Raw genomic sequence first — 24,991 nt, 5'->3', positions numbered from 1 at the left:
GTTTTAATAGAGGCGACAACTAGTCTGACACAGGGGGAGTACGGCCAGCGCCTGACTGGTTTTTTTTTCGTCATTAACACTGGCGACACCTTCATTAACCAACTTACGGGTAGCTGGATCTGTTTGGTAAATATCTCGATTATTCATCATTAACCCCCGTTCAATATTCCTTATTCGCAGTGATAGGTATGGCGAGATAGTTCCACCCGTCATAACCGTCCAGTAGTCTGTAATTATTATTTTCGAAGCTGCCCGGGAAAAAAGACGACAAGTCTTCCTTTAACCATCGGTGCAAACTTATCGACAACATCTTTTACTTTCAGAAATCCAAATAATGATCCCACGCCTTTAATGGCAACCACAGTATTTTCATCTACCTTGTTTTTCTGGAGAAAGTTTTCAAATTCTTTAGTTAAAAATGTCAGGTATTTAGGTAAAAGTGTGTGTAGTAAATGGGGTTTTTGAAAATAACTTTTTGCATAACGCCCTGAAGATAACCAGACAGCAAATGTATCCGTTAAATCGAAAATTGCCCAATCATGTTCAGCTTGTCGGGTGGCTATTTCAAATTCATCAATTCTGGCGCGCAGCCAGCGTTCTTCATTTTCGTTGTAGACGCAAAAAAATAACCCGCTGTGCTGCGGCTGCGTCATCTCTCCATGGCACAGCAATATGTTTACTATAAGATTGAATAAGTCGCTTAACTTTGCTCACGAAGCCACTCCATTTCTTCCTGATTTATCAGGTTTGGGAAAAGAACTTCAATCACATTACCAACGCGTTTGAATACTATCCAGCCTTTTCGTGATGCTTCTTCAGCAAACTCGATGGCTTTATCGAAAGAACAGTCAAGCAATTCGATGTATTCTGTTCGAAAGAGTGATTGCCCGCGTACACCGGACAAGTAACCGAGTAGCAACGCATAAGACACACTTCCCACAGTTGGAATAGCCGGTGTACGAATCTTTCTGGTACGGCCTTGCAAATGCCCGGATTTTGTCCAGGTCGAGTTAATATTCTGTGCTGTGGATTTTAACGTTGCTTTACTGAAACGACCTGGCTCAATGTCATCAATATATTCCTCAAGAGCTTCACGTGAGACAGTTGCGCCTTCCGGGAACTTTAAAATAAAAGACGCGGTAGAGCGAAAAACAGGATCGCGTGCATAAGTGCAAAGTAATGCAAGTAAGGGTTGTCCTGACGTATCACGATCCCAAAAATATAATAAAGCTCGAAAAAGAACGTTAGACGGATCAAGTGAATAAAGATCCACAAGGTGTCGGTAAGTCAGAATACGCGTTTTGGCTGATCGTTTACCAAGGCAGTTTTCATCGTCTATCGCATGCAGGTAATCTTGTTTTACAGCATCAACACGGTTTACATAGGATAAAAGCGATTTCAGCTCTTCAAGCATCATTGTGCGGGAAGTATGAGCGCCGCCTCGTTCGAAACTGAATCCGAAGCGTGTCAATTGTTTATTCTTTTCCGTCATACTCACCACTAGTCTCACTTGTTCCGTCTTTGCGCATCCACTCGTCAATTTTTTCCTGAATTTCCAGAGACGACCGATTTTGTGGATTGGCTGGTTTGTTTGCTGATCCATTTTTTAGACCGTATCCCGCTTCATCCCGAAACAGGCTTCAATTTCATCGACACTAGCCATTGTCTTAAGTCCGGTTGCCCACCCTTTCTTAGACGATGGCAAATTCAAATAGTCAAGTCTAGCTCTATAATTGTTTTTACCTATTGTTACTGGGATAAAGCCGCTTAAAGCTACGTGCTAAGAGCTGAAAAGTCAAGATAGACCCTCCATTTTCATTACAAGAATTGCTTAATTGAAGCAACACATGAATAAATCATTTATTACTAGGGGCTGACGCCTTGGTTGTTGATCCAGACCTGGAATGGGAATTTATTGATGGGAGTATTGTGAAAGCACATCAGCATAGTAGTGGTGCGGCCTGTGAACAAGAAACAGCGATAGGGAAATCTGTCGCCGGGAACACCAGTAAAATTCATATGGCCGTTGATGCCTGTGGTCTTCCTATTCATTTCTCAGTGACAGGCGGCGAAGTTCATGACTGTAAAGAAGCACCGAAATTAGTTGCAGAGCTCCCAAAAGGTGACTATATAGTTGCTGACAGAGGCTATGACAGTGAAGCATTACGTCTTCAAATTAAAGACAAAGGGGCTGTTCCTGTTATCCCAAGAAAAAAGAATTCAACTCGGGAAATGATGAAATGGATTGGTGTCTCTACAAATATCGCCATCTCGTTGAAAATGTGTTTGCAAGACTTAAGCATTTCAGAGCGATCGCCACGCGATATGACAAACTCAAACGAAATTTTGAAGGCTCTATCGCTCTGGCTTGCGCCTAATCGATTTTAGCGCCGACTATTAGAAAAATATTTAACGCTGATTATCAGCTTCAGGAAATACCAACAGTACGAACACGACTACCGTTTCTTGAACTTATAACATCCAGCAGCGCCAGAGATAAAGCCGCCATGAAGGATTCACCGCCTGAAAGCGTAGAGACAGAGCGGGTTTGAACTAGTACACATCAAGAATCAGAAGCTGGACGAACCCGACGATGATTTTAGTGTGCTGTAAATCGCCTTTAGGCGAAATGACCAGCTTCTAGCCAGTGGAGCATTCATATTTTTCATAATTCTTATGTTTTATTGAATCGATTTATAGACTTATTTCATTTGCCACCAACATTAAAATGCCGGTCATATAAAGCGCATAGCGAATACCATATGATGCATGACCATTTTCATGTACAACAAGCATACTTAATGATCCAAAATCTGAACCACGTTTTTCAATAGGCGTTCTCACGGTAATCTGATTCGTTTGAATGGATAGTTCTTTTGCCCAGAATTCAACCTGTTTATGTTTTGGCAGGCTCCCTGGACGGGTTTGAGGTTTTAGTTGGCAATGGATTCTTTTTTTAGTGAAACCCAGCGCTAAAATAAAATCTTTAAAACGTTTTGCATCATCGAGTGTTTTCATTCTCAAGTGGGAATGGGATGAAACATTTGTCTCCAGGTAATACTGAATACCCCACCTAGTCAGTTCAGGGGTACTGTTTCTCATTGTTTTCAAGTGTTGTAAAGCTAACTGGGCATCTTTAACATCTTGTTGATTATGTGGTTTGGGCATGCAACGTGGCTGTTGTCGTGTTTCTTGAATCAGGATAGCATTTTTTTGTTCTGCATCCGCTAATCCCCACCATTGTGGACGAATGTGTCTAGGCACTCCCTTGCCGGTTTTCATGTGTGCTAAAAATAATGCTGCATCAAGCCATTTTTGTATTTGGTATTCAGAATAACAGGTTTTTCCCGCCCAATAACGAGCATCCTTCTGTTCAGGGTCATAATTTTCGATCAACTGATGCATAATGGAAATGGGAGGTTCTTCCAATAAATGCAATTGAGGCAGTTGTAATAGTTCTTCTGGCCAGTCAATCGGCTCATTCTGTTTCGCACTGTTTTCATCTTTTACTAACCGAGTTTTCTCTCGCAACTGATGTTTAGCAATTTGCAGAACGGAAAGTTCTGGGTATTTTCGCTGTCTACTTTTATATAAGGATTCCCGGCCAATACCACTAATAGCTGTAATTGATGTCACTGGCAGAGTATCGTCATGAGCCTGGTTTAAATAATGCCGAAGCAAATAATCGCAACAATGAATATAGTTTCTCAGCGTAATATCCGGACTGGCATGACCGAGCAAGGCGCTTACTTGAAATAAATGTTTTCGTGATGGATATTGGTCACTCAAACCGAATAAATTGTTCGTTTCTGATTCAACAGGCTCTATCTTCTCTAATGCTAACTCAGACCAGGTAATCTTTTGAAATCGCAGCATCAGGTTATTTCCACAACTATGCCGTAGATGATGATAGCGAATACTATCGTCACCGGTAACGGCCCGTAGTACCATTTGTATCACCGGAAAAATCAAATCTTCTTTAATGAGACTTAATCCATTATGCTCATGGCAAAATAGAAAGCTGGAATCGGTTGCAAAATCATCTAAGCCTTGCTCCAATCGCCTTTGTTCGACCCAATGCAGAAACTCATCCAGTTCCTGTTGAGTCAATAATGATTTTAAGGGAAGTTGTCGTATGGATTGTGGGGATTTGACCGTTTTGTATTGGCTGGCCCGTATCAACAACACAGGATAATGGCTAATTTGGATATCGCAGAGTCTCAGTTTCCAGGCTTCAGTCCGGCGCAGACCACAACGATACCCCAGCATGGTTATCAATCGTCGAATGGTCACGATGCGTGAATGTCTGGCATCTACTCGGTTTAGTTCTACTAAGGTTGCCTGGTATGCCGTTTCATTAAGATAATTGGCATCAACTGCTGTTCCGTGCGCTTTTACACCTTCCAGCTCGTTTAAGTTCAAACGACCGGAATAGCCGCATTTTAACAAGAAGTGGTGGAATTCTTTAATACGACCGGCTTTATAGGCTTTCGCCTTGAGGGTTTTACTACGATTCACCAGACCTTGGTAAATTTCAAGTAATTCTTCAGCATCAAGCGTTAGCAAATCTTCACTGCCAACAAAGTTAACCAATTCTTGTAGCTGCCCCAGGTATTTAGGTACTGTACTGACTGCTAATCTCGCTTTGGTATAACTACCATTGCGATACATTTCTATAGCCCATTGACATAAATAATATAACGGCGGGGCAACTTGATCTTTATGTTCATCCATAAAAGACTCGATTATTTTGATCGATTGCGCATGAGATCGTTTTTTATCCTCGCGTTTATCGGTCAGTTGTTTGCGGAGTTTTTTATAGAGTCGATATTGATCATAACGCTTTATGACGCTGTCATTGCCATTCAATTGCTCACCCAGTTGCAAATTGAATTCTGTTTGTTCGAGTTTTAATTCCTGTTTGCTCTGGCCAACTCGACAATTGCTGTAAAGCCGTTGCCAGGCTTGAGGAGGGAGCGATGTTGTTTGTATTTTTCCGCTTGCAAAATTTACCAGAAAGGCAGGTATTTCAAGACCAGCCGCTATAACAGCGCCATCGATAAGCATTCGAGTCGGAATGATTTTTTCAGTAAAGCCAACAGATCCCAAGAATGCATTGATTAAATACTGACAATAGGTCTCTGCCTTGTCAGGGTTTATACCTTCAGGAACTGGAAACTCGCCCAGTTGCTGATGTTGCCAGCGTAGCAATAGTAATTCTGTCACTGAATCAGGAAACCAACGCCTGCGTAATACATTTTCCTGGCGTAGTTGTTTTCCTTTATCTTGCGTAACCGTTCACACCCTTATAACCGCTTGCTGCTCAGGGATAGGTAAGCGGTAAGAGACTTGGCCATCTGTCAGACCCTGAGTGCAAATCGTTCTGAGGGTTTGATACAGATTAAGCCCTAACCGTCTACAGGTCTCGATCACGGACAAGATCATCGGCCGAAACTGATCGCCGCGGTGTGATTGACTGAAAAACTGATTTTCCGCCAGATAACATAAGGGCGCAACGACCTCTCCGCGGCATTGTTGGTCAGCGGCACACCGGGATGGTCCAGAAAGGTCCAGAGCCTTGGAAAATCCTTTAGCAGTTTGCGGCAGCTGTTGCCGGTTTTGGTTTTTCCATGGATGAGTGCGCTCTGTTCCAGTTGGGTTTTGAGGCGTTGACGGAGCTTTTCCAGTCGCTGTCGATAATGCTGGCTTTGATAGTCGCTTTGTTGCCAGCGTTTGGCGCATCGTACCCCTAATCGAGCCAGCCTCAGCAATTTTTGACCGTCTTTGCCTGCTTGTCCCCGGCGTTGGGCTATTTTTTCCAAGTTACGGATGATATGCGCCCAGCAATATTGGTGTTTATTGGCTGCATAGTCGTTGTAAGCACCATGGCGGTCGGTGACTAAGACGCCATTGAAGTTGCCGAGTAAAGCGTTGGCCGCGCCTTTACCGCGCGAATAGTGGGTCAGAAAGTAGGCGGCCTGGTCGGTGGATAAGGACCAGAGCCAGTAGGTGCTGCGATTCCGGTAGTGTCGGGTTTCATCGGCATAGCCGAGATTCGCGGCACGAACCGCTTCACCGATTTGTTGATAGACGGGGGCCAGCCAGTCATTGAGCTTTTTCTGGCTTTGGCTGATAGCTCCTAAACTGAAGGTCAGGCCCCATTGTTCCTGGAGCAGACTTTCAATCTGTCTTAAGGTCAGGTGGTAACGGCCATTTATCAGGTTGATCCAGGCAATCAGACCCGGCCCCATTTGGCCGGCAGGAACGGCGTCGGGCAGATGGGCTTTATGGTGCTGTCCACAGCGTTGACAACAACCTGCGTAGCACTGATGTTCGGTGACTTCATAGCGCACTTCAGGTAAATCAAAAACTTGATGGCGTTGGTAACGATCTATCTGGACTGTTCCACCACAACCACAGACTGCATGCGGATAGTAGCGCTTGATGTGGTCGACCTGGTCTTCGGGCAATAACGTCCGTTCGTGCTTTTTGTGGCCCGTCTGCGCCCCTTTTTACGCCCCGTCGGGGTTTTGCGGTGGCGTTCCGCGCGTTTTTAGGGCTGTCTTGTGAGGGCGGTGCTGAGGAATTGTCGGAACCATTATTTAATTGTTCCTCCAGTTCCTCTTTCCAGATTTGGAGTTGCCTAATCGCTTCCCACAACGTCAAAATCACCTGGTGAGACTCTTCTAATGTCTCAGGCAAAGGTGGCGGTTGGGTGAAATCCAGTGGGAGTTTGCTCATACACGAATTTTCTGATTTTTTGGGTGGTTTGGCAAGTGTTGTGAACGGTTACTAACATTCAATGCTTAAACTTCCTGTTGATTTGTCACAGCATTTCGATGTGCTGTTGCTGAATAAACCCTGTCCTGACAACGTCCGGTATTCTTACAAAAAAATGGCTGCGATTTTATTGGGATTTTTGTCATAAGTATCAGCACGATCCTTTTGAATCTACAAGTTTGCCACTATTTTTGGCTAAACTGCAGGAGAAACGACAATCCGTTCAACAACAAAATCAAGCGAAAGAGGCCATACTTTTGTTTTATGGTCTGCAAGCTGAGTTTAATGCTTTATCTTTTGATCAAAGTCGGGCTTCTTCCGTCAGAAATTTACCTGACGAGCCTGCGGTCAATACTGCCACAACTTCTCCAGCTGAGGCGAGCCAGCATGTGAATCCCCGTCCGGTGAACCCTTTAAATCATGATGATAAGCCTTATCACCCTACCGGACATGATTATGGGAACTTGAGGCTTCAATATCTAAAAATCTGGAGGTTGTTACAGCCATATTAATTTTTTTTCATCGAAACTTTCAGATAAATGTCCGGGTAAGGGATAGCCACGCGGATTACTGACAATCCTGACACCCGCTATTTCACTATCTTCTGACTCATGAATATGTCCGTGCATCCAAACATCAATCTTATCGGTTCTGTTTTTAATGAATTTTTCTAAATGGGAACCATAAGCATAATCTTCTGTTAAATTCATGGTGGGCGCATGATGTGTGACCACCACGGTTTTACCCTCATACGGTTGATTAAGTTTGTGTTCTAGCCATTCCACCGATTTTCTATGAAGACAATAAGCAACCACTGGAGAGAAAAGCTCTGAGTCAAACCCAAATTTATCATCCATGATAGATAAGGCTTTTTCTTTGTTTTGTTTGTTTTCCCACCAGTCTTTACAGGTGATGTAATAATAATCATTCATCACTTTCCACGCCATGAATGTTTCTAATCGTGAATACTGATTAAAATTAGTCCACAAAGTACATCCTAAGAAGCGAACGTCCTCGATAATCACCGCTTCATTTTCAAGAAAATAGATGCCCAGTTCTTTAGCCTTGGAACGCAAATCTTCCAGGATATTAAGGTCGGCATCGTAGTATTCGTGATTACCCGCCACATAGATAATTTTTTTACCCTTAAAACGATGGGACGCCCATTCCAATCCACAGGTTTTATTGCCAATATCACCCGCTAAAACAATGACATCCGCTTCATCAGGTGTATTAAATTGCAGACAAGGGTAGTCATGGAATGGATCAAAATCTTCTTGAGCATGTTCTGTGTGCAAATCAGAAGTTAAATAAATTTTCACTTTAATGGTTTCCTATAATGGTCATCAATTCATCACCGGCCAGGTTGACGACACGACCAATGGCTACGCCCGTTACTTGAATGTTATTGTTCACTGAATCTCTGTAATACTCATGGTGATGTCCATGAAAAATGGCTTGTGCGCCTATCGCTTCAGCCAGTTCATCAATCACTTCAAATCCGTATCGGTGGCAACTGGGTGCTTCATGCGTCACTAAAATATCAGCCCTAATTTTTTTCTTCATCTGATCAAATTCGTGATACCAAATGGAATGATCCAATTTCAAGGGTATTTTTTTTACGTTTTTCGGTGTGAATTTAAGCCAATGCTTCCTGTTTTGCCATTTTGGAAGTTCCCCGGGTCGCCAATTTCTACCCAGAAAAACACCACCTAGCCCAGCTATTCTAAAACCGGCCACATCGACGACTTTGATGTGCTGATTGTTATCACTCAGCGCTGAAGGTTGATTCAACTCAGGGTATCCGGTCTTTCATATGGTTTTTAATATACAAATCCAATGGGCCGTTGTTCTTTTTCCATCCACGGGTTTTGGATATAAAAATCATCGGTCTGGAGCTGAATGTTGTCCGGATTATCCTTATGACGCAGACTGGCCCTACCACAGGCCCGGATCAGCTCCCTTTGGATCAGGCGTGGGGCCATTTCACTGGTGGTGATTTTGGCGACCAGTTGTTCGGATAACTGCTCGGTAAAACGAACTCCCCAGCGATGCTTTTTCCTGACTTGTCGATAAATCGAGGCCAATACAGAGCGCATTTGTTCCGGGTTCGGCGCTTTGATAGGAATGACCACAAAACGGGAGACAATCGGTTCCGGTATCCGCTGCAAATCATTGGCGGTCGCCACCCAGACGATGTGCGAACAATCAGCCGGAACTTCCAGTCCTTCATCGATAAAGTGCGCCGCCGTTTCCGATTCTAACAGCTGATAAAGGCTGCCTAATGGGTCGTAACGCGGATCACCGTCGGCTTTGTCAATTTCATCCAGTACCATGAGTGGATTGGCGTAATGGCCTATAGCCAGCGCTTCAACGACTTTTCCAGGTTTGCCCTCTGCCCAGTTTGAGGACATCCCCACCAACACGAAGCCAGCGCTCATAGAGGAGAATGAGATCAGGGCAAAATGGGTCTGTATGATCTGCGCCAAACGATGACAAAACGCGGTTTTGCCGACTCCGGCCGGCCCGGTCAGCAGTAAAGGCGTTGCCGCAAAAACCTGGGTGCCGCTGTAAACCATTAAGGCCAGTTGTTCGCGGTAAAAGGCGACCACCTCCTGGAAATTGGGAAAATCATGCGCTAACTGGTCCAGTTGTGCGAAGATGTCATCGGGCACCACCGCCTGTTGCAGATAGCCTTCGGTATCGCCTAGGTATTCCAGATAACGGCTATGATTCCGGGCCAGATTACTGCGGCTAGGATGTTTATCGATCATGTCTTGCATGCTGTCCACATCAAAGACCTTGATCAAACTATCATCCCAATCCGGTTCTACCTCCGGCTGATTATCTACCGGAAGTGATTGCGGCGCTAACAGGCGTTGTTGGATTAGGTTTCTGAAATGTCGGTTTGGTTTATGTGCGTACATGGTCCCTCCTGTATTTGGGGCATGTACCTCGTCAATCAGACAAATAATGTAAGAGTATAAAAGGATTGATACTGAGGACACGCCCCAGTATTGAATGAGTCAAATCTGGAACGTTCAGCCGGTAATGGCGGCGGATGAAATCAGTAGATACAACGAAGCCATCACAACTGTGCTGTGCTGATAGGTATAGTTAGACGTACTCATACCGGACTCCGTTGAAGTGAAAATTTGAGGAAGCGTATTTTTACATAATCTTGTGGGAATGGGTAACGTTTTTTTATTTTTTTCGTTTGTATTAAAGAGATGATAGATTCTTTCTGAGTCGCTTGGTTTGTTGTTTAATAATGCGATCAACGCGTTGCAGTGCTGGTTGTTCGCCGTGCTTTTCTTCCAGTGTGCTTCTTACAATAGCTCTCTTTTCTTCCAGCTCACTTAGCATCTGATGAACCATGTGAATAATGCGTTTGGGCCGAATATGACATTGCTCGGCCCATTCCGAAAAGTTTTTTTCGGTTATTTGATTGGGGTTATTCTGATTTCCAATCGATAACGCCAGCGTATCGTCCAGGTGCTCAATGGCTCGAGTACAGACGAGATCGTAAAACGGCGCCAGCCGTGTCTCATGCTCATGATATATAAAGGAAATGTTTTTAATATGGGCGTCGGAATTTCCGACGATTAAATTAAATATTTGCCATTTGACCAGCTGTTCCGCATCGATTAACGGACTGGAAGAGTGTTCGATGATTAAGTGGTAGCATTGCGCGAAGTTGGGTGTTTCTCTACGCTGGTATTTCTCTTTTAAGCCTAGGGGCTGTTGCCATTTCACATAGGTAACCATAAAAAGGCGCAAGCCAGAGCGATAGAGCCTTCAAAATTTCGTTTGAGTTTGTCATATCGCGTGGCGATCGCTCTGAAATGCTTAAGTCTTGCAAACACATTTTCAACGAGATGGCGATATTTGTAGAGACACCAATCCATTTCATCATTTCCCCGAGTTGAATTCTTTTTTCTTGGGATAACAGGAACAGCCCCTTTGTCTTTAATTTGAAGACGTAATGCTTCACTGTCATAGCCTCTGTCAGCAACTATATAGTCACCTTTTGGGAGCTCTGCAACTAATTTCGGTGCTTCTTTACAGTCATGAACTTCGCCGCCTGTCACTGAGAAATGAATAGGAAGACCACAGGCATCAACGGCCATATGAATTTTACTGGTGTTCCCGGCGACAGATTTCCCTATCGCTGTTTCTTGTTCACAGGCCGCACCACTACTATGCTGATGTGCTTTCACAATACTCCCATCAATAAATTCCCATTCCAGGTCTGGATCAACAACCAAGGCGTTAAAAATACCCATCAGTTTTTCTTTACGAGACCAGTCATTGAATCGTTTATATACCGCATTCCAATTACCAAAAGCCGTGGGTAAATCTCTCCAGGGACAACCTACTCGCAAGCGATAAAAAATACCTTCGACTGTTTTTCGAAGACAAGGTTTGTCATAAATTCCCATTTTCAACATAATTATCTTCAGTTTCTCCCAAAGTTCATCCGTAAGCATTTGTCGGGGCATAGTTTGCTTGTTTTTGAGTCAAAATAAACAATCTATGTGGCGGAGTTATTGAATTTCAAGGGGATACAGCCCCTAATGCTTGACAAAAATCTTCTTGATGAATGCGGGTTATCTTTTGCCCTTCTTTTCGATCATATCGCTTGGAAAGAGTGTAACGGGTGTAATCCATCTCCTTCAGTTGTATATCGATGGTATTAAGTCCGACAGCCTTGGCTAACCAGGTGGTATAGACCTCGTAAAGTGGAACATTTTTAAAATCGTTCACCTCAAATTTCAGGATATGCGTTGAAGGGGTCTGATTGATTGGCAAGTAAATCCCGTCGTCTTTCACATGGACGGTTACCTTATCCTGGGCGCCAGCCAATGACAGTCTTGGTTTATCTTCAAGGCTTATCGATGCGCCATGTGTTTCAATGAGTTTTTTAAAGACTGATCATTCAGTTTTTGATAACTTTGATCAAGGTCCGGATCTTTTTCGATCGGTAGAATAGCAATAGCGCCAGCACATTCACTGCCGATTTCACGTAATAAATCAAAATCTGTATCAGGACATCTGAATCGCCTACAAAGCCTGTCTCTGGCAGAACCTTCGGGTAAAAGATTAGCGAAGAAACGGTGTGCTGTTAAATCATCATGGGGTTTGTGTAATGGCAGGCTGATGGATAGCGAAAATTTATTCCAGCTGTCATCATATTTAAACGACATAGCTCCCCGGTTATTTCGCCATAAATAACCGACAATCTGATCTTCAAACCAGACGTTTAGTTCGTCTTCAATCATTCAGAGCCTCTGGGAACGATGCGAATCTCCAAGCCTAGAAACTTCAGAATCTGCAGAACCTTCCCAATCTGGCAGGTCTCTTTTCCACGTTCAAATTCACCGATCAGACGAGCACTTATCATCGCCATATCGGATAAATCTTCAATACGAATTTTCTGAGATTTTCGATGTTGCCGCACTAATGCGCCCATTTCGGAAACACTTTTAATCGTACCGTACGGTACTTTTTCGGAATTTTGCATGATGACAGGAAAATAAGTTACTGAGCAGTAGGGGCTGTTGCCATTTCACATAGGTAACCATAAAAGGCGCAAGCCAGAGCGATAGAGCCTTCAAAATTTCGTTTGAGTTTGTCATATCGCGTGGCGATCGCTCTGAAATGCTTAAGTCTTGCAAACACATTTTCAACGAGATGGCGATATTTGTAGAGACACCAATCCATTTCATCATTTCCCCGAGTTGAATTCTTTTTTTCTTGGGATAACAGGAACAGCCCCTTTGTCTTTAATTTGAAGACGTAATGCTTCACTGTCATAGCCTCTGTCAGCAACTATATAGTCACCTTTTGGGAGCTCTGCAACTAATTTCGGTGCTTCTTTACAGTCATGAACTTCGCCGCCTGTCACTGAGAAATGAATAGGAAGACCACAGGCATCAACGGCCATATGAATTTTACTGGTGTTCCCGGCGACAGATTTCCCTATCGCTGTTTCTTGTTCACAGGCCGCACCACTACTATGCTGATGTGCTTTCACAATACTCCCATCAATAACAGCCCCTAATATTATAGCGAAATATTGGATACTGTTCCTAGAAATTACTGATCAGTAGTATTTTTCTTTGTTGCTGATTCTAAAAGTTAATTGCTCTTACGAGTTAACAAAAAAGCGACTGTCAACCCAATAACTTCCTAAGTTTGGACATCCAATATCACCTGATAGTTTTCATCAAGAGAGTTGTGCCTTTGTCAGTTTCATAATGATGAAACTATCACTATAAAATGTCTTCCTGTGAAAAAACGTACTCCAACCTGTCCGCCTCAACGGCAAGGATATAGATATAAAATATAAACTCTTCCCAATCCAGGCTAGTGGCTGGATGAATAATTCTACCGCTAATATTGCCGTGCTCGTCTAAAAAGAAATCGACGACATCGGCATGACGGTTTCTAACCCAAGTGTATTCGATAATCTTTTTCTCTTTCTGCTTACCGTGCAGTTGATTGATGATGTCTGGCGGAACCGCTTGTGCGATGAATATGCAATAATCAGCAGATTGATAGATATAGACATTATGCGTCCTCAATGCACCATTATTCCCTGTTACTTTTATTCCAAGTGCAGTGCTTGAGTCGAACCGTTCAAAATTAGCATTCAGATTCAAATCATTAATTTGAACAAGTCCACTGTCGATTCGGTTCCAATAATTGAATATTTTTTATCACTTGGATGTTTAAGTTCAATGGCTGATTCTCTAGTTTTAAAACGGTCAAAAAAATGTTCGACATCATATTCTTGAGTAATCTCTTTCCCGCCTATCAGCATTTCGCAATTCGCATATAATTGATAACTGTCAACACTAGGGGCTGTAATTTATTGATGGGAGTATTGTGAAAGCACATCAGCATAGTAGTGGTGCGGCCTGTGAACAAGAAACAGCGATAGGGAAATCTGTCGCCGGGAACACCAGTAAAATTCATATGGCCGTTGATGCCTGTGGTCTTCCTATTCATTTCTCAGTGACAGGCGGCGAAGTTCATGACTGTAAAGAAGCACCGAAATTAGTTGCAGAGCTCCCAAAAGGTGACTATATAGTTGCTGACAGAGGCTATGACAGTGAAGCATTACGTCTTCAAATTAAAGACAAAGGGGCTGTTCCTGTTATCCCAAGAAAAAGAATTCAACTCGGGGAAATGATGAAATGGATTGGTGTCTCTACAAATATCGCCATCTCGTTGAAAATGTGTTTGCAAGACTTAAGCATTTCAGAGCGATCGCCACGCGATATGACAAACTCAAACGAAATTTTGAAGGCTCTATCGCTCTGGCTTGCGCCTTTTTATGGTTACCTATGTGAAATGGCAACAGCCCCTAAACAAAATCATTTTAAAACATCTAATTATGTAATTTAACGTCATACAAACACAAACAGCCTCATTCTGTTTTTTAGCACTCCGAAGGCCGAGGCCAGAGGCTCGAATCCTTTATTTTTCTAAAGATGTGCTACCGTTTGCTGTGTCTTTGTTGTTAATGTGACAAAGCCGATGTCTTCCATAATGGCATACATCGCCGGCAATACCATCATAATCAATAGCGTGGAGGTCAACATACCAAACACAATACTAGTAACTAAAGGAACCAGGATCAAGGCTTGCGTGCTGGTTTCAAAGAGTAAGGGCGTCATACCGGCAATGGTGGTGACAGAGGTGAGAAAAATAGCGCGAAACCGATCATGCACCGCTTGTCTGGCGGCATCGTGAAGCATCATGCCTTCTGCGACACGATATTTTACAAACTCAACCAACAGAATCGAATCATTCACCACGACGCCTGCCAAAGAAACAAAGCCAATCATGCTCGGCAGGGTAAAATCCAGCCCCATGATCAAATGCCCCCAAATCGCACCGATCAAGGCCAGAGGAATATTAATCATGACGATAAGTGGTTCACGGTAATTACGAAATTGCAGGCTTAACAAAAGGAATACGGCAAATGCGCCCAGGCCGAAGCCGGAGAGTATGGATTGTTTGGTTTCTGTGCCATTTTCAACCTCTCCTTTAATTTTGAAGCTGATTTCAGGGTAGTTCTTTTGCAATATCTCTAAAAACGGCTGGAGACTAGCAATGATTTCTGAGGTGTTGGCAATATCCGCATCGACATCGCCATATATATTGACCGTGCGTTGATGATTGATATGGCCTATGCGGGAAACGTCACGTTCTTCACGAATATTGGCCACTCGACTCAGCGGAATAGCCTCGCCGGTTTTTGAAAATACGCTAAGATTGTCAAAATCATATAATTCATGACCATGCGAACTATCCAATTTGGCAATAATTTCATAGGCTTCACGGCCGTTGTAAATCTCTCTGACTTCACCTTCCAGATACGCCGCCCGCAGTTGTAAAGCGACACTTTGTGAATCGAGACCTGCAGCCAATGCCCCCGGCTTAAGTGTGATGGTATATTGTGGCTTGCCGGGACGAAGATCATCCAGCAAATTATAGACACCCTTATAGCCTCTGAGTGCGTTTTGTACCGCCCATGATGCCTTTGATAAGTCATCCAGATTAGGCCCACTCAGACGAATGTGAATAGCACGTCCCGCAGGACCTAACTTAGGCTCTTTATATTGAATATTCAATACATTCGGTAATGGTTCGGTATTTTGTTTCCAAAGCCGGATCAATTCAGGAAGGCGGGTGTTGCGTTTTTCGGTATTCAGTAAATCGATACTCAGTGTGGCCAGATGCGTACCCTGCTCGGGAACATCGCCATGTTTGCCATACGAAAGTTGTACATTTTTTATCAGGGGCTCGACTTCATTTTGGCTAAGCGCTTCATTGGTGCGTTGCAATGCATCAAGCAATATATCCACCACTCTTTCAGTTTCCGCCAATGGCGTACCCTGCGGCAGCAGAACCCTGGCTTCCAGCGTATTACCTTCTAAATCTGGGAATGCCTTGAATTTAATCGTACCCGTGGCAATAAAACCCACCGAAAAAATCAACATCGCCAGTGCAACCCCTACGGTCAGATACCGGTACTGCATGGCCATTTGGGCGACACCCCCTACCGCATGACGAAGTTGATTGAACATGCCTTCAAATCGTTGCCGCCATGCGGGTGGTTTTTTACCAGACACATGATTCAGTGATTGTTTCAAATGATGAGGCAATACCAGAAAGGCTTCAATCAGACTGACAGTCAACACCGCTAACAAAACGACAGGCAATACGCCTAATATCTGCCCTAGATCGCCTTTCATCATTAACAGGCTACCAAATAAAAAGGCAGAGGTGAGGTAAGAGGAAAACACACCACGAAACACTTTTCGACTGCCATCGACAACCGCATCTAGTGTTGATTTTCCTTTTCGGTATTCATGATCAATACTCTCAGACAATACAATGGCATCATCCATTAAAATACCAATCGCCATCAACAAGGCAACCATTGAGATCATATTGATACTCACACCAAATATGACCATGATGGCAAGCCCGCCCAAAAATGAAATGGGCAATCCTAAAGCGATCCAAAACGTGTAGCGCCATGAAAAAAACAGCAGCAACATAAGCGTCGCCAGAACAAGACCCTGCCAACCATTGCTCTGGAGTAGCTGTAAGCGGTCGCGTACCAGTGTGGAATGATCATTGACAATCGTCAGCCGAGTACCTTCAGGGAGGATGCTATTCTCATTGTCAACAAATGCGGCCACGGCATCTGCAACGTTTAATGTATCATCTATGGTGTTTTTACTGATTTTAAGCAGTGCCGCCGGCTTTCCATTCAACTCAATACGTTCTTCCGGTTTTTCAAATTTATCCTTGATGATAGCAATATCGCTCAATTTGATTTCGCCACCCGTAGGCGTATTGAGGATCACCAGTTCCGCCAATTCATCGACTGTTTTTCTGGCATTATCAAATTGGATCTGATAAGTGACTTCCGAAGTCTCCAGCGTCCCGGACGGTAATTCCAATGCTTGAGCGGCAATCAAGTCGGCAATCTCCTTGACGCTGAGCCGGTATTTTTTTTGTGTGTCGGGGTGGATCAAGACCTGTAATTGATGACTCGAAAATCCCTCTATTGTCACAATGGGAATTTCCGGCATAGCAATCAGGCGATCACGATAATGCTCCGCCAGGGCCTTTAATTCACTCAATGTCAATTTATCCGAGGTGAGCGCGATATTGACAACCGGGTTGGTTCGCCCCAACTGCTTGATGACAGGCTCCTCTATATTGTCGGGAAAATTCTGGATGGCATCGATTTCTGTTTTAATATCATCGCTAAATTGTCGTATATTGCCCGCTTCCTGCATTTCCAATGTAAAAATAGCCATATTGTCACGGGCATCGCATTCCTGCTCTTTTAAAAAGCTGATGCCATCTGTGGCATCTTCCAGCGGCTTGCAAATGCCATCTTCGACATCCGCCGGACTCGCGCCTGGGTAAGCCACGCTAACCTGAACCTTGCTGGGCTTGAGCAGCGGAAAGGATTCTTTATTTAAGCCACCTAATGAATAAAGGCCAATGGCGATAATCGCCATCATTAAAATATTACTGAGGGTAGGATGGGCTGCAAAATAACGAATCATTCCGTCCCCCTGTTATTGGCAGTATCTAGCTCGGCTTCGCCGAGCGCCTCTAAGGCCAGTCGTTTTTCATAACCACGCGCCCGCACAGGTTTTAGCGGCAACCCTTCAATGACCGGAATCACATCACTAATAATAATGCTTTCCTCGGCTTTGACTCCCGTTTCGATCACAACCAGCGGCCCTTGTTTATGAAGGATGTCTACCGAACGAATTTCAAGTCGGTCATTTTCTTTAGCGATATAAATACGCCCCTGGTGGATAGCCTTTCTGGGTACAACTAGCCTCGCTTGTGCCGGGGTGAAAAAATCGACCGCGACATACATGCCTTTCAATAAGGGGGGACGTTTACCGGGAATGATGTCGGCATAAGGGTTATTGACCACAACAACCAGGTCTATTGTATGCCGGACAGGGTCAACAGATTCGCCAATGCGAATCAACTCACCTTGCCATTTGGCCAATTTACTTTTGTCACCGACCAGACGCACATTAGCCTCTAATTGAAGCCTTGAAAATACGGCCTGTAAATCTTCCGGCTTTTTAAGATTCAGATTGTCCCAGCCCAGCCCACTGATCAAAGCTAAAAACTGATTTATAGGCAGTTGCGTCTTAATCTCGACAGCCTGAATACCCAAGGCTTCAAACAATAAAGCGCCGACCGCGACATACTCACCTTTTTCGACCGCAACCTGACCGATACGCGCATCAAAAGGCAGACGGATTTCGGTACGCCCTAGGGTATCCTTACTTTGTGCAAGCTGCGTTCTGGATTTTTTGATTTGCGCTAAGGTCGCAGACTTACGACTGGAATAGCTGGCAAGTTTGCCCTGTAAATCTTCAAGTTGTTGACGGAGCTGTAAAACCTTTTGCTCTTCTGAATCAACAGCGGAACGAGGAACAAGCCGCTTCTCCCAGAGTTTTAGAAAGCGTTCCAATTCTTTTTCGCCAATCTGTAGATTTTTCTGGGCAATTTTGACAGAACGCCGAAGGCTTTTCTCTTCGGCCTCCAATTGCTTGAGAGAATATTGGCTACTGTCTAGCACCGCCTTACTTTGATCCAGCGAAAACTCAAAAGCCGTGGGCTCAATGCGTAAAACCACGGTACCCTTAGCCAGACTGGCACCTTTTTTAAACGCGGGGTGAATATAACTGATCTTGCCGCTAGTCTCTGTTTTGACGTTCAAGGCAACAACCGGCTCTACCGAGCCATACGCCGTAGCATGATAACGGAAAGGCAATTTCCTGGCGCTAATGATCTCCACTGTTTTAGTGGGAAAATGCTGTTTTTCATGTTCAATCGGTGGTTTGGATATCACCTTGTACATCACCCATGCCAAAGCGATAAAGACAATCAGCGGAAGAACAATCGCTTTTTTTAAAAAATTTTTCATGACTTTTCTTCGATGCCACGGCGATAGATCGCAAAAACACCCACCGCCTTGTCTTTCATACCGCCAATATCCCCGGCTAGCAATGACTGCATCACTAATCCTTGTATGCTCCCGATAAACAATATACTGGCCGCCACTTTGTCCACAGCCGGGTCAATTTCACCCTCGCTTTTACCCTTTTCGATCAATTCAGCGACACGCTCGGCATATTTCTTTATCAATACTCGCGCTAAACACTTGGCTGCCGTTTCTTCAGAACGCTGCAACTCACCAAACAGCATACGCGGGACCCCCGGATAGCTGGAAACAAAATCAATATGGGCCATGAATACTGCTTCTAATGCTGCAAGCGGCGTCGCAGCCGCCTTTGCTGACCTATCTATCCGCGCCAGCATGCGCTCTTTCACCCATTCCATGACAGCCTGCCAGATGGCTTCTTTATTTGGAAAATGCCGAAACAATGCCCCCTGCGTCAGATTCATATGTTTGGCAATCGCTGCCGTCGTGATATCTCCAGGATTTTGTTTGGCGGCCAGTTCAATGACGGCTTCTACGGTGATAGCCCGACGCTCATTGGCGGGAAGGTGTTTGCGATTCAATGACATGGTTAATCCAAAAAAGATAGTAATTAGTTACTATCATCTTACATTGAGTCGCTTCTGTAAACCCCTAATTGATTGGATTCACCCTTGGCAAACCATTATTCCATTGGTCTCTCACCCACTTTTTCGGGATCAACTTTTTTCAGGAACGGGGCAATAGCTAAAGAACCTGCGAATATCATGGCAATAACAAAAAACAAGTTGTTAAAGGTAATGACTTCCGCCTCGCGTAAGGCAAGCCCTGCGAGTTGTTTGAGTGCAGCTAACTGCGGCTCAGGCAGGCCGTGCATAGCCATCAGCTCGGTCAGTTGCTGTAACATTGCCTGAGCTTGATAATCGGTTGCCGTAATTGATTCGCGAAAGATGGCGTAATTGGCTTTGGTGAAATAAATAATCTGGGTATTGGCCACCGCAAGGCCAATGGCTCCACCTAGATTACGCATCAGGTTGTATAACCCACTGGCATTATTGACCTCTTCAGGCGGCAGCAGACCTAAAGCCAGCGTGTTTATGGGCAAAAAACATAACATCAACGCCGTGCCGCGTACCGCTTGCGGCCAGAAAAATTCCCAGTAACCGGATTCGGCCGTCAGGCCGGTATTCATCCACGAGCCGAGCGCAAACAAACCAAATCCCAGCGCCAGCATCCAGCGCAAATCCATCTTTTTTTCCAACGGCCCGGCGATAAAAGCGGATAGCAATTGAAACAAGCCAACGACCATCAGGTAATAGCCAATTTGCAAGCTGTTTAAACCTTTAATGCTAGCCAGATAAATCGGGGTTAAATAAATGATGGTGTATAACCCGATACCTAACACAAAGCTGTATAAGCAACCGACGGCAAAATTGATATTGCGAAAGGCGTATAAATCGATAATCGCATGTGGATTTTTAAGCTCCCAAATGAGCATAGCAATACCGCTGACAACTGAAATAAATGTCAATGTTACGATCAGGGAGTCCTCAAACCATTGTTTGCGAAACCCCTCTTCCAGCACAAACTGCATACAACCTAAACACAGGGCAATCAGAATAATGCCGACAAAATCAATTTTTTTCAGTAAGCGCCAGTTTGGCTGATCAATATCGACATACCGCCACACCAGCATACAAACCAAAAGACCGGGTAAGACATTGATTAAAAATAATACTTCCCAACTGTAGGTTGCGGTTAAATAGCCACCCAGAACCGGGCCGACGGTCGGGGCGATGGTGACAATCAAACCCAATACAATTGTCATTGGGCCATGCAAGCGTTTTGGAAACATGATGAAGATGACGGTGAAGGTCATAGGAATCATGGCGCCGCCCAGAAAACCTTGCAAAGCCCTGAACACAATCATGCTGGGTAAATTCCAGGCAAAGGCACAGGCTAAGCTGGCCAGTGTGAAGCCACCGGCTGAAATCACATAGAGATAGCGAGTGGAAAACACTTTGCCCAGCCAGCCGGATAATGGAATGATGATGACTTCGGCAATTAGATAAGAGGTTTGCACCCAGGCAATTTCATCTTGTGTCGCCGACAGGCCGGCCTGAATTTCCTGCAAGGAACTGGCGACAATCTGAATATCCAGCACCGCCATGAAGACACCAACCGCCATACTGAAAAAGCCAATCCACTGGGCGCTAGTGAGTGGTTTTTCTGCAGTTTTTACAATCACTTCAGCCATGAATCAATACGAAAAATTCATAACCTGGCAGGGGCAATTCATGAATTGCCCCTACGGGGTGTGTGATATAGACAATGCCATGAAAATGATTTGGCATTATGACAAAATTTCCTATTTCAATATTGTCATAATAACAAGGCATATCAATCCACACCTGATGCACAATCCGCCCTAAATCATTCAAGACCATTTCATTATCAACAATATTACCCAATAAACACACATGCCTGTCTGTGCATAGTGTGACAAAATACACTCCCGCCTGCGAGTAATCATAATTTTTCAAACGTATCGAGCGTCGATTTCGTTTAGCTGGTTTCACTGAGCCTATCATAGTGCGAAATTACCGTACAGATGTCGGGTCGATTCATAAATCTGTCCGGGCAATTCATGAATTGCCCCCTACGGTGATAATTATTACCGAACCTTGACACTGACAACAACGGAAAAACCGGGTTTGAGTAGACGGATGTCCTGATCGCTATCAAACACAATTTTTACCGGCACGCGGCGAACAATTTTAGTGAAGTTTCCGGTCGCATTTTCGGGTGGCAAAATACTGAATTCTGAGCCTGTGGCCGGTGAAAAACTTTTCACCTCACCGTAAAAGGTTTTATCGGGATAAGCATCAACATGAATCTCAACCGGCTGGCCTGGACGCATAAATTCCACCTGAGTCTCTTTAAAATTAGCCTCCAGCCAGATTTTATTGTCTTCCACCAAATAAGCTAGTGCCAACCCTGGTGTCACCAGCTGCCCAACTTCTACGCCACGGCGTCCGATAATGCCATCAAACGGCGCCCGAACCCGGGTGTTTTCCAAATCCAGTTTAGCCAGCTGCCACTGCGCTTGGGCGCTTTTCAGATTGGCCTTCGTCGCTTCGATGTCGCTATCCAATGTCAGTAACTGACCTTTTTCTGCCAGTAACTGTGCCTCATGGCTGCTCAATTCAGCGGCAGTCTGCTTGACCTGGGTCTGTATGTTGTCCAGTGATTGCGTACTGGCCGAACCTTGTCGTATCAAGTTGTTAAAACGCTTTAAATCTTTACGCAACAATGCCAGCTTGATTTTTGCCGCCTCAACATCTGCTTTGGCACTGTTGATACGCGCTTGTTGCACCTGTTTCATGGCTTTTAGCCGGTTGATTTGTGCCTTTTGGGCGAGCATGTTGGCTTCAGCTTGTGCCAGCCGGGCCTGATAGTCGCGATCATCGATCACAACCAGCACATCCCCTTGTTTGACCCGCTGGTTATCATCGATCAAGCGTTGACTGACATAGCCCTGCACCTTGGCGCTGATCAAAACCTTGTTGGCCTTCAAATAGGCATTATCGGTCGTTTCATACTGCTGGCGCTGTAATAACCAGTAAACTATCGCCACCAATATAAGAATAATAATGAGGCTGATAACAGCCGTGCGTCCACGCATATTCAAAACCTTGTTAAACTAAACAATACATTTCAGTTTACAGCAGATCGTAAAACAGGCTCACGTTTTATTTACAAGGTATCAATAGGGGCTGTTGCCGTTTTGAAAATCCCCCTTGAAATTCAATAACTCCGCCACATAGATTGTTTATTTTGACTCAAAAACAAGCAAACTATGCCCCGACAAATGCTTACGGATGAACTTTGGGAGAAACTGAAGATAATTATGTTGAAAATGGGAATTTATGACAAACCTTGTCTTCGAAAAACAGTCGAAGGTATTTTTTATCGCTTGCGAGTAGGTTGTCCCTGGAGAGATTTACCCACGGCTTTTGGTAATTGGAATGCGGTATATAAACGATTCAATGACTGGTCTCGTAAAGAAAAACTGATGGGTATTTTTAACGCCTTGGTTGTTGATCCAGACCTGGAATGGGAATTTATTGATGGGAGTATTGTGAAAGCACATCAGCATAGTAGTGGTGCGGCCTGTGAACAAGAAACAGCGATAGGGAAATCTGTCGCCGGGAACACCAGTAAAATTCATATGGCCGTTGATGCCTGTGGTCTTCCTATTCATTTCTCAGTGACAGGCGGCGAAGTTCATGACTGTAAAGAAGCACCGAAATTAGTTGCAGAGCTCCCAAAAGGTGACTATATAGTTGCTGACAGAGGCTATGACAGTGACCAAGAAAAAGAATTCAACTCGGGGAAATGATGAAATGGATTGGTGTCTCTACAAATATCGCCATCTCGTTGAAAATGTGTTTGCAAGACTTAAGCATTTCAGAGCGATCGCCACGCGATATGACAAACTCAAACGAAATTTTGAAGGCTCTATCGCTCTGGCTTGCGCCTTTTTATGGTTACCTATGTGAAATGGCAACAGCCCCTAATGTTACGGCATAATATTCATAGAGTGATCCTTCCACTTTTATTCAACAGTCTGATGATTTTGTTATTTGCCGGCAACATCCAGGCAGAAACCTTACAGCAGGCCTGGCAACAGGCAATTGAACATAACTATCGACTAAAATCGGCCGAAGCTCAGACCCTGTCTTCTCAGCAGCAGCTTGATTCTGCACAGGGCTTGCGTCTGCCACAACTCACTATTGGCGGTTCTTATACTCAACTCAGTGAAACGCCCGCGGCCAAAACCCAGATTGCAGGACGCACGGCAACTTTCAACATGAGTGAACCGAGCAGCGGCAACGCCAAAGCACTGGTCACCCTGCCGGTTTTTACCAGCGGCCGAATTAGCCATACTATTGAATCTGCCAAGGCGAATCTTGCCGCCACCAAGCAACAGCAGGCGGTGACTTTGCAAGCCATCAAACAGCGTGTGGCGCAGGCCTATATCAATGTGTTACGAGCAGAAAGCAGTGTGAAAGTGGCGCAAAGTCATGCCGATTCACTCCAATCCCATGCCCAGGATGTCAATAATCTCTATGCTCAAGGCATGGTCGCTCGTAATGACAAATTGGCGGCGAGCGTAGAACTGGCTAATGCCGAGCAGCAGGTGGTGCAGGCTAAAAATACGCTGGATATCATGCGAGCACAATACAATCAACTACTGGTGCGTGACTTGACAACCCAGGTTACCGTGTCCACCGATTTTCCCAAAGCCCCTCTTGGTACCTTGGAAGAACTGTCGCAACAGGCGTTGAAAATGAGACCGGAAATCACTCTGTTAACCCAGCAAATGACCTCATTTGAGCAGCAGGCCAAGAGTGTCAAGGCGACCCTCCTACCCCAAATTGCAATCAACGGCGGCTATAAATATCAGGAAAACCGTTATCAAGCCTTTGAAGGCATGTGGCAGGTCGGCGTCGGTATGGATTGGAAATTATTTGATGGCAGCACCCGTCATCAAGGCAATGCGTTGGCGACACAAGCATTAGCCTTGAAGCAACAACTTAACGATGTCACCACCCAAATCGCTTTGCAGGTCAGGCAGGCTTGGCTGGATGTACAAGAAACCCAAAAACGCTTAGAAGTGACCCAACAGGCTATCGAACAGGCCGAAGAAAATCTGAAAGTCACCACCAACCGCTACCAACAGGGGCTTTCAACCAATACCGACGTATTAAAAGCAGAGGAGCTACGCACAACAACGCACGATAACTACAACACGGCGTATTTTGATCACCAGCAGGCCAAGATCAATCTACGCTGGGCGATTGGGATTCTGTAACCCGGCCTTTTCACGATAAAAAGAACAGTCATGATGAAAAACAGCAACAAAACAAGCATTATCGTAATAGCGGGACTTTTTATCATTGCGCTGTTTTTTGTACTGTGGTGGCTTAGCCAGCGTCAACCACCATTACCAGAAGGACTGGTGCAAGCCAATGGGCGCATAGAAGGTGACCATTACACGGTCGCCAGTAAATGGCCTGGTCGCATCATCGCGTTATTGGCGCGAGAAGGTGATCAGGTCCAGGCTGGCCAGCCATTGATTAAACTGGATGATGCGCAAATTCGAGCAAAACTGCAACAAGCCTAGGCCGCTTTAAT

The 24,991-nt window shown here is 44.6% G+C and carries 22 protein-coding genes and 7 pseudogenes; 6 read left to right on the top strand and 23 right to left on the bottom strand.

Going from position 1 to position 24,991, the window contains the following annotated elements; genetic code table 11:
- Nucleotides 1-3: 3 nt before the first annotated feature.
- The 3 genes and pseudogenes from JEU20_RS06780 to JEU20_RS06770 all read right to left on the bottom strand — a co-directional run bounded on the left by JEU20_RS06780 (nucleotide 4) and on the right by JEU20_RS06770 (nucleotide 1,492).
- Nucleotides 4-150, bottom strand: a complete 147-nt coding sequence (locus JEU20_RS06780) for a hypothetical protein (protein ID WP_198244458.1) — start codon at nucleotides 148-150, stop codon at nucleotides 4-6.
- Between the two features lie 10 nt (nucleotides 151-160).
- Nucleotides 161-714 (bottom strand): annotated as a pseudogene (locus JEU20_RS06775) (BREX protein BrxB domain-containing protein).
- A complete protein-coding gene (locus tag JEU20_RS06770) occupies nucleotides 701-1,492 on the bottom strand; it encodes a hypothetical protein (protein WP_198245930.1) in 792 nt (263 codons plus the stop codon). The pseudogene JEU20_RS06775 and the gene JEU20_RS06770 overlap by 14 nt, the downstream one beginning before the upstream one ends.
- Before the next feature lie 401 nt (nucleotides 1,493-1,893).
- Here JEU20_RS06770 and JEU20_RS06765 point away from each other — a divergent pair.
- Nucleotides 1,894-2,378: pseudogene (locus JEU20_RS06765) on the top strand (IS5 family transposase); the annotation flags it as partial.
- A 316-nt stretch (nucleotides 2,379-2,694) separates the two neighbouring features.
- Here the strand turns inward: JEU20_RS06765 and JEU20_RS06760 are convergent.
- From JEU20_RS06760 to JEU20_RS15845, 3 genes and pseudogenes are all read right to left on the bottom strand, one after another.
- Nucleotides 2,695-5,226 carry a tyrosine-type recombinase/integrase gene (locus JEU20_RS06760; RefSeq protein ID WP_198244456.1) on the bottom strand — a complete coding sequence of 844 codons (2,532 nt, stop codon included), beginning with the start codon at nucleotides 5,224-5,226 and terminating at the stop codon, nucleotides 2,695-2,697.
- 215 nt (nucleotides 5,227-5,441) lie between these two features.
- Nucleotides 5,442-6,491, bottom strand: a pseudogene (tnpC, locus tag JEU20_RS06755) (IS66 family transposase); the annotation flags it as partial.
- 19 nt (nucleotides 6,492-6,510) lie between these two features.
- Nucleotides 6,511-6,741 (bottom strand): annotated as a pseudogene (locus JEU20_RS15845) (DUF6444 domain-containing protein); the annotation flags it as partial.
- A gap of 230 nt (nucleotides 6,742-6,971) precedes the next feature.
- Here JEU20_RS15845 and JEU20_RS06750 point away from each other — a divergent pair.
- A complete protein-coding gene (locus JEU20_RS06750; RefSeq protein WP_198244452.1) occupies nucleotides 6,972-7,292 on the top strand; it encodes a hypothetical protein in 321 nt (106 codons plus the stop codon).
- Here the strand turns inward: JEU20_RS06750 and JEU20_RS06745 are convergent.
- The 11 genes and pseudogenes from JEU20_RS06745 to JEU20_RS14760 form a co-directional block, all read right to left on the bottom strand.
- A complete protein-coding gene (locus JEU20_RS06745; RefSeq protein ID WP_198244451.1) occupies nucleotides 7,278-8,102 on the bottom strand; it encodes a metallophosphoesterase in 825 nt (274 codons plus the stop codon). The genes JEU20_RS06750 and JEU20_RS06745 overlap by 15 nt on opposite strands.
- Before the next feature lies 1 nt (nucleotide 8,103).
- A complete protein-coding gene (locus JEU20_RS06740) occupies nucleotides 8,104-8,574 on the bottom strand; it encodes a metallophosphoesterase family protein (protein WP_198244449.1) in 471 nt (156 codons plus the stop codon).
- Nucleotides 8,575-8,603: 29 nt separating this feature from the next.
- The gene (locus JEU20_RS06735; RefSeq protein ID WP_198244447.1) at nucleotides 8,604-9,707 is read right to left on the bottom strand and encodes an AAA family ATPase; all 1,104 of its coding nucleotides are present in this window, start codon (nucleotides 9,705-9,707) and stop codon (nucleotides 8,604-8,606) included.
- Nucleotides 9,708-10,002: 295 nt separating this feature from the next.
- Nucleotides 10,003-10,548, bottom strand: coding sequence for a HipA domain-containing protein (locus JEU20_RS06730; protein WP_198244445.1), 546 nt, complete (start codon nucleotides 10,546-10,548; stop codon nucleotides 10,003-10,005).
- Nucleotides 10,533-11,282: an IS5 family transposase gene (locus tag JEU20_RS06725; RefSeq protein ID WP_198243554.1), complete on the bottom strand. Its 750-nt coding sequence runs from the start codon at nucleotides 11,280-11,282 to the stop codon at nucleotides 10,533-10,535. The genes JEU20_RS06730 and JEU20_RS06725 overlap by 16 nt, the downstream gene beginning before the upstream one ends.
- A gap of 55 nt (nucleotides 11,283-11,337) precedes the next feature.
- The gene (locus JEU20_RS06720) at nucleotides 11,338-11,646 is read right to left on the bottom strand and encodes a HipA domain-containing protein (protein WP_198244443.1); all 309 of its coding nucleotides are present in this window, start codon (nucleotides 11,644-11,646) and stop codon (nucleotides 11,338-11,340) included.
- A gap of 26 nt (nucleotides 11,647-11,672) precedes the next feature.
- Nucleotides 11,673-12,062: a HipA N-terminal domain-containing protein gene (locus JEU20_RS06715; RefSeq protein ID WP_198244441.1), complete on the bottom strand. Its 390-nt coding sequence runs from the start codon at nucleotides 12,060-12,062 to the stop codon at nucleotides 11,673-11,675.
- Nucleotides 12,059-12,304, bottom strand: a complete 246-nt coding sequence (locus JEU20_RS06710; protein WP_198244439.1) for a helix-turn-helix domain-containing protein — start codon at nucleotides 12,302-12,304, stop codon at nucleotides 12,059-12,061. The genes JEU20_RS06715 and JEU20_RS06710 overlap by 4 nt, the downstream gene beginning before the upstream one ends.
- Before the next feature lie 45 nt (nucleotides 12,305-12,349).
- A pseudogene (locus JEU20_RS06705) lies at nucleotides 12,350-12,832 on the bottom strand (IS5 family transposase); the annotation flags it as partial.
- 223 nt (nucleotides 12,833-13,055) lie between these two features.
- Complete coding sequence (locus tag JEU20_RS06700; protein WP_198244437.1) at nucleotides 13,056-13,445, bottom strand: hypothetical protein; 390 nt, start codon at nucleotides 13,443-13,445, stop codon at nucleotides 13,056-13,058.
- Nucleotides 13,442-13,606: a hypothetical protein gene (locus tag JEU20_RS14760; RefSeq protein WP_214657291.1), complete on the bottom strand. Its 165-nt coding sequence runs from the start codon at nucleotides 13,604-13,606 to the stop codon at nucleotides 13,442-13,444. Before JEU20_RS14760 ends, JEU20_RS06700 begins: the two co-directional genes overlap by 4 nt.
- Nucleotides 13,607-13,653: 47 nt before the next feature.
- On the opposite strand from JEU20_RS14760, the pseudogene JEU20_RS06695 reads away from it, so the two are divergent.
- A pseudogene (locus tag JEU20_RS06695) lies at nucleotides 13,654-14,138 on the top strand (IS5 family transposase); the annotation flags it as partial.
- 135 nt (nucleotides 14,139-14,273) lie between these two features.
- On the opposite strand, the gene JEU20_RS06690 reads toward JEU20_RS06695, so the two are convergent.
- The 6 genes from JEU20_RS06690 to JEU20_RS06665 form a co-directional block, all read right to left on the bottom strand.
- A complete protein-coding gene (locus tag JEU20_RS06690) occupies nucleotides 14,274-17,384 on the bottom strand; it encodes an efflux RND transporter permease subunit (RefSeq protein ID WP_198244434.1) in 3,111 nt (1,036 codons plus the stop codon).
- A complete protein-coding gene (locus JEU20_RS06685) occupies nucleotides 17,381-18,775 on the bottom strand; it encodes an efflux RND transporter periplasmic adaptor subunit (protein WP_198244433.1) in 1,395 nt (464 codons plus the stop codon). Before JEU20_RS06685 ends, JEU20_RS06690 begins: the two co-directional genes overlap by 4 nt.
- Nucleotides 18,772-19,380 (bottom strand): TetR/AcrR family transcriptional regulator, encoded by a 609-nt coding sequence (locus JEU20_RS06680; RefSeq protein ID WP_198244431.1) that lies wholly within the window; start codon nucleotides 19,378-19,380, stop codon nucleotides 18,772-18,774. The genes JEU20_RS06685 and JEU20_RS06680 overlap by 4 nt, the downstream gene beginning before the upstream one ends.
- A gap of 95 nt (nucleotides 19,381-19,475) precedes the next feature.
- A complete protein-coding gene (locus JEU20_RS06675) occupies nucleotides 19,476-21,047 on the bottom strand; it encodes a DHA2 family efflux MFS transporter permease subunit (protein ID WP_198244429.1) in 1,572 nt (523 codons plus the stop codon).
- The gene (locus JEU20_RS06670; protein ID WP_198244427.1) at nucleotides 21,040-21,333 is read right to left on the bottom strand and encodes a transposase; all 294 of its coding nucleotides are present in this window, start codon (nucleotides 21,331-21,333) and stop codon (nucleotides 21,040-21,042) included. The genes JEU20_RS06675 and JEU20_RS06670 overlap by 8 nt, the downstream gene beginning before the upstream one ends.
- 131 nt (nucleotides 21,334-21,464) lie before the next feature.
- Nucleotides 21,465-22,475, bottom strand: coding sequence for an HlyD family secretion protein (locus tag JEU20_RS06665; RefSeq protein WP_198244425.1), 1,011 nt, complete (start codon nucleotides 22,473-22,475; stop codon nucleotides 21,465-21,467).
- A gap of 174 nt (nucleotides 22,476-22,649) precedes the next feature.
- Here JEU20_RS06665 and JEU20_RS06660 point away from each other — a divergent pair.
- From JEU20_RS06660 to JEU20_RS15125, 3 genes and pseudogenes are all read left to right on the top strand, one after another.
- Nucleotides 22,650-23,352 (top strand): annotated as a pseudogene (locus JEU20_RS06660) (IS5 family transposase).
- Nucleotides 23,337-24,668: a TolC family protein gene (locus JEU20_RS06655; protein ID WP_245395137.1), complete on the top strand. Its 1,332-nt coding sequence runs from the start codon at nucleotides 23,337-23,339 to the stop codon at nucleotides 24,666-24,668. The pseudogene JEU20_RS06660 and the gene JEU20_RS06655 overlap by 16 nt, the downstream one beginning before the upstream one ends.
- Nucleotides 24,669-24,698: 30 nt before the next feature.
- Complete coding sequence (locus JEU20_RS15125) at nucleotides 24,699-24,980, top strand: HlyD family secretion protein (protein ID WP_245395136.1); 282 nt, start codon at nucleotides 24,699-24,701, stop codon at nucleotides 24,978-24,980.
- Nucleotides 24,981-24,991: the final 11 nt, after the last annotated feature.

Source organism: methane-oxidizing endosymbiont of Gigantopelta aegis (genome assembly GCF_016097405.1).
Lineage (GTDB): Bacteria > Pseudomonadota > Gammaproteobacteria > Methylococcales > Methylomonadaceae > Methylomarinum.
Note: the sequence above shows the minus strand (reverse complement) of the source record. Positions and strands in the feature narration are given on the sequence as shown.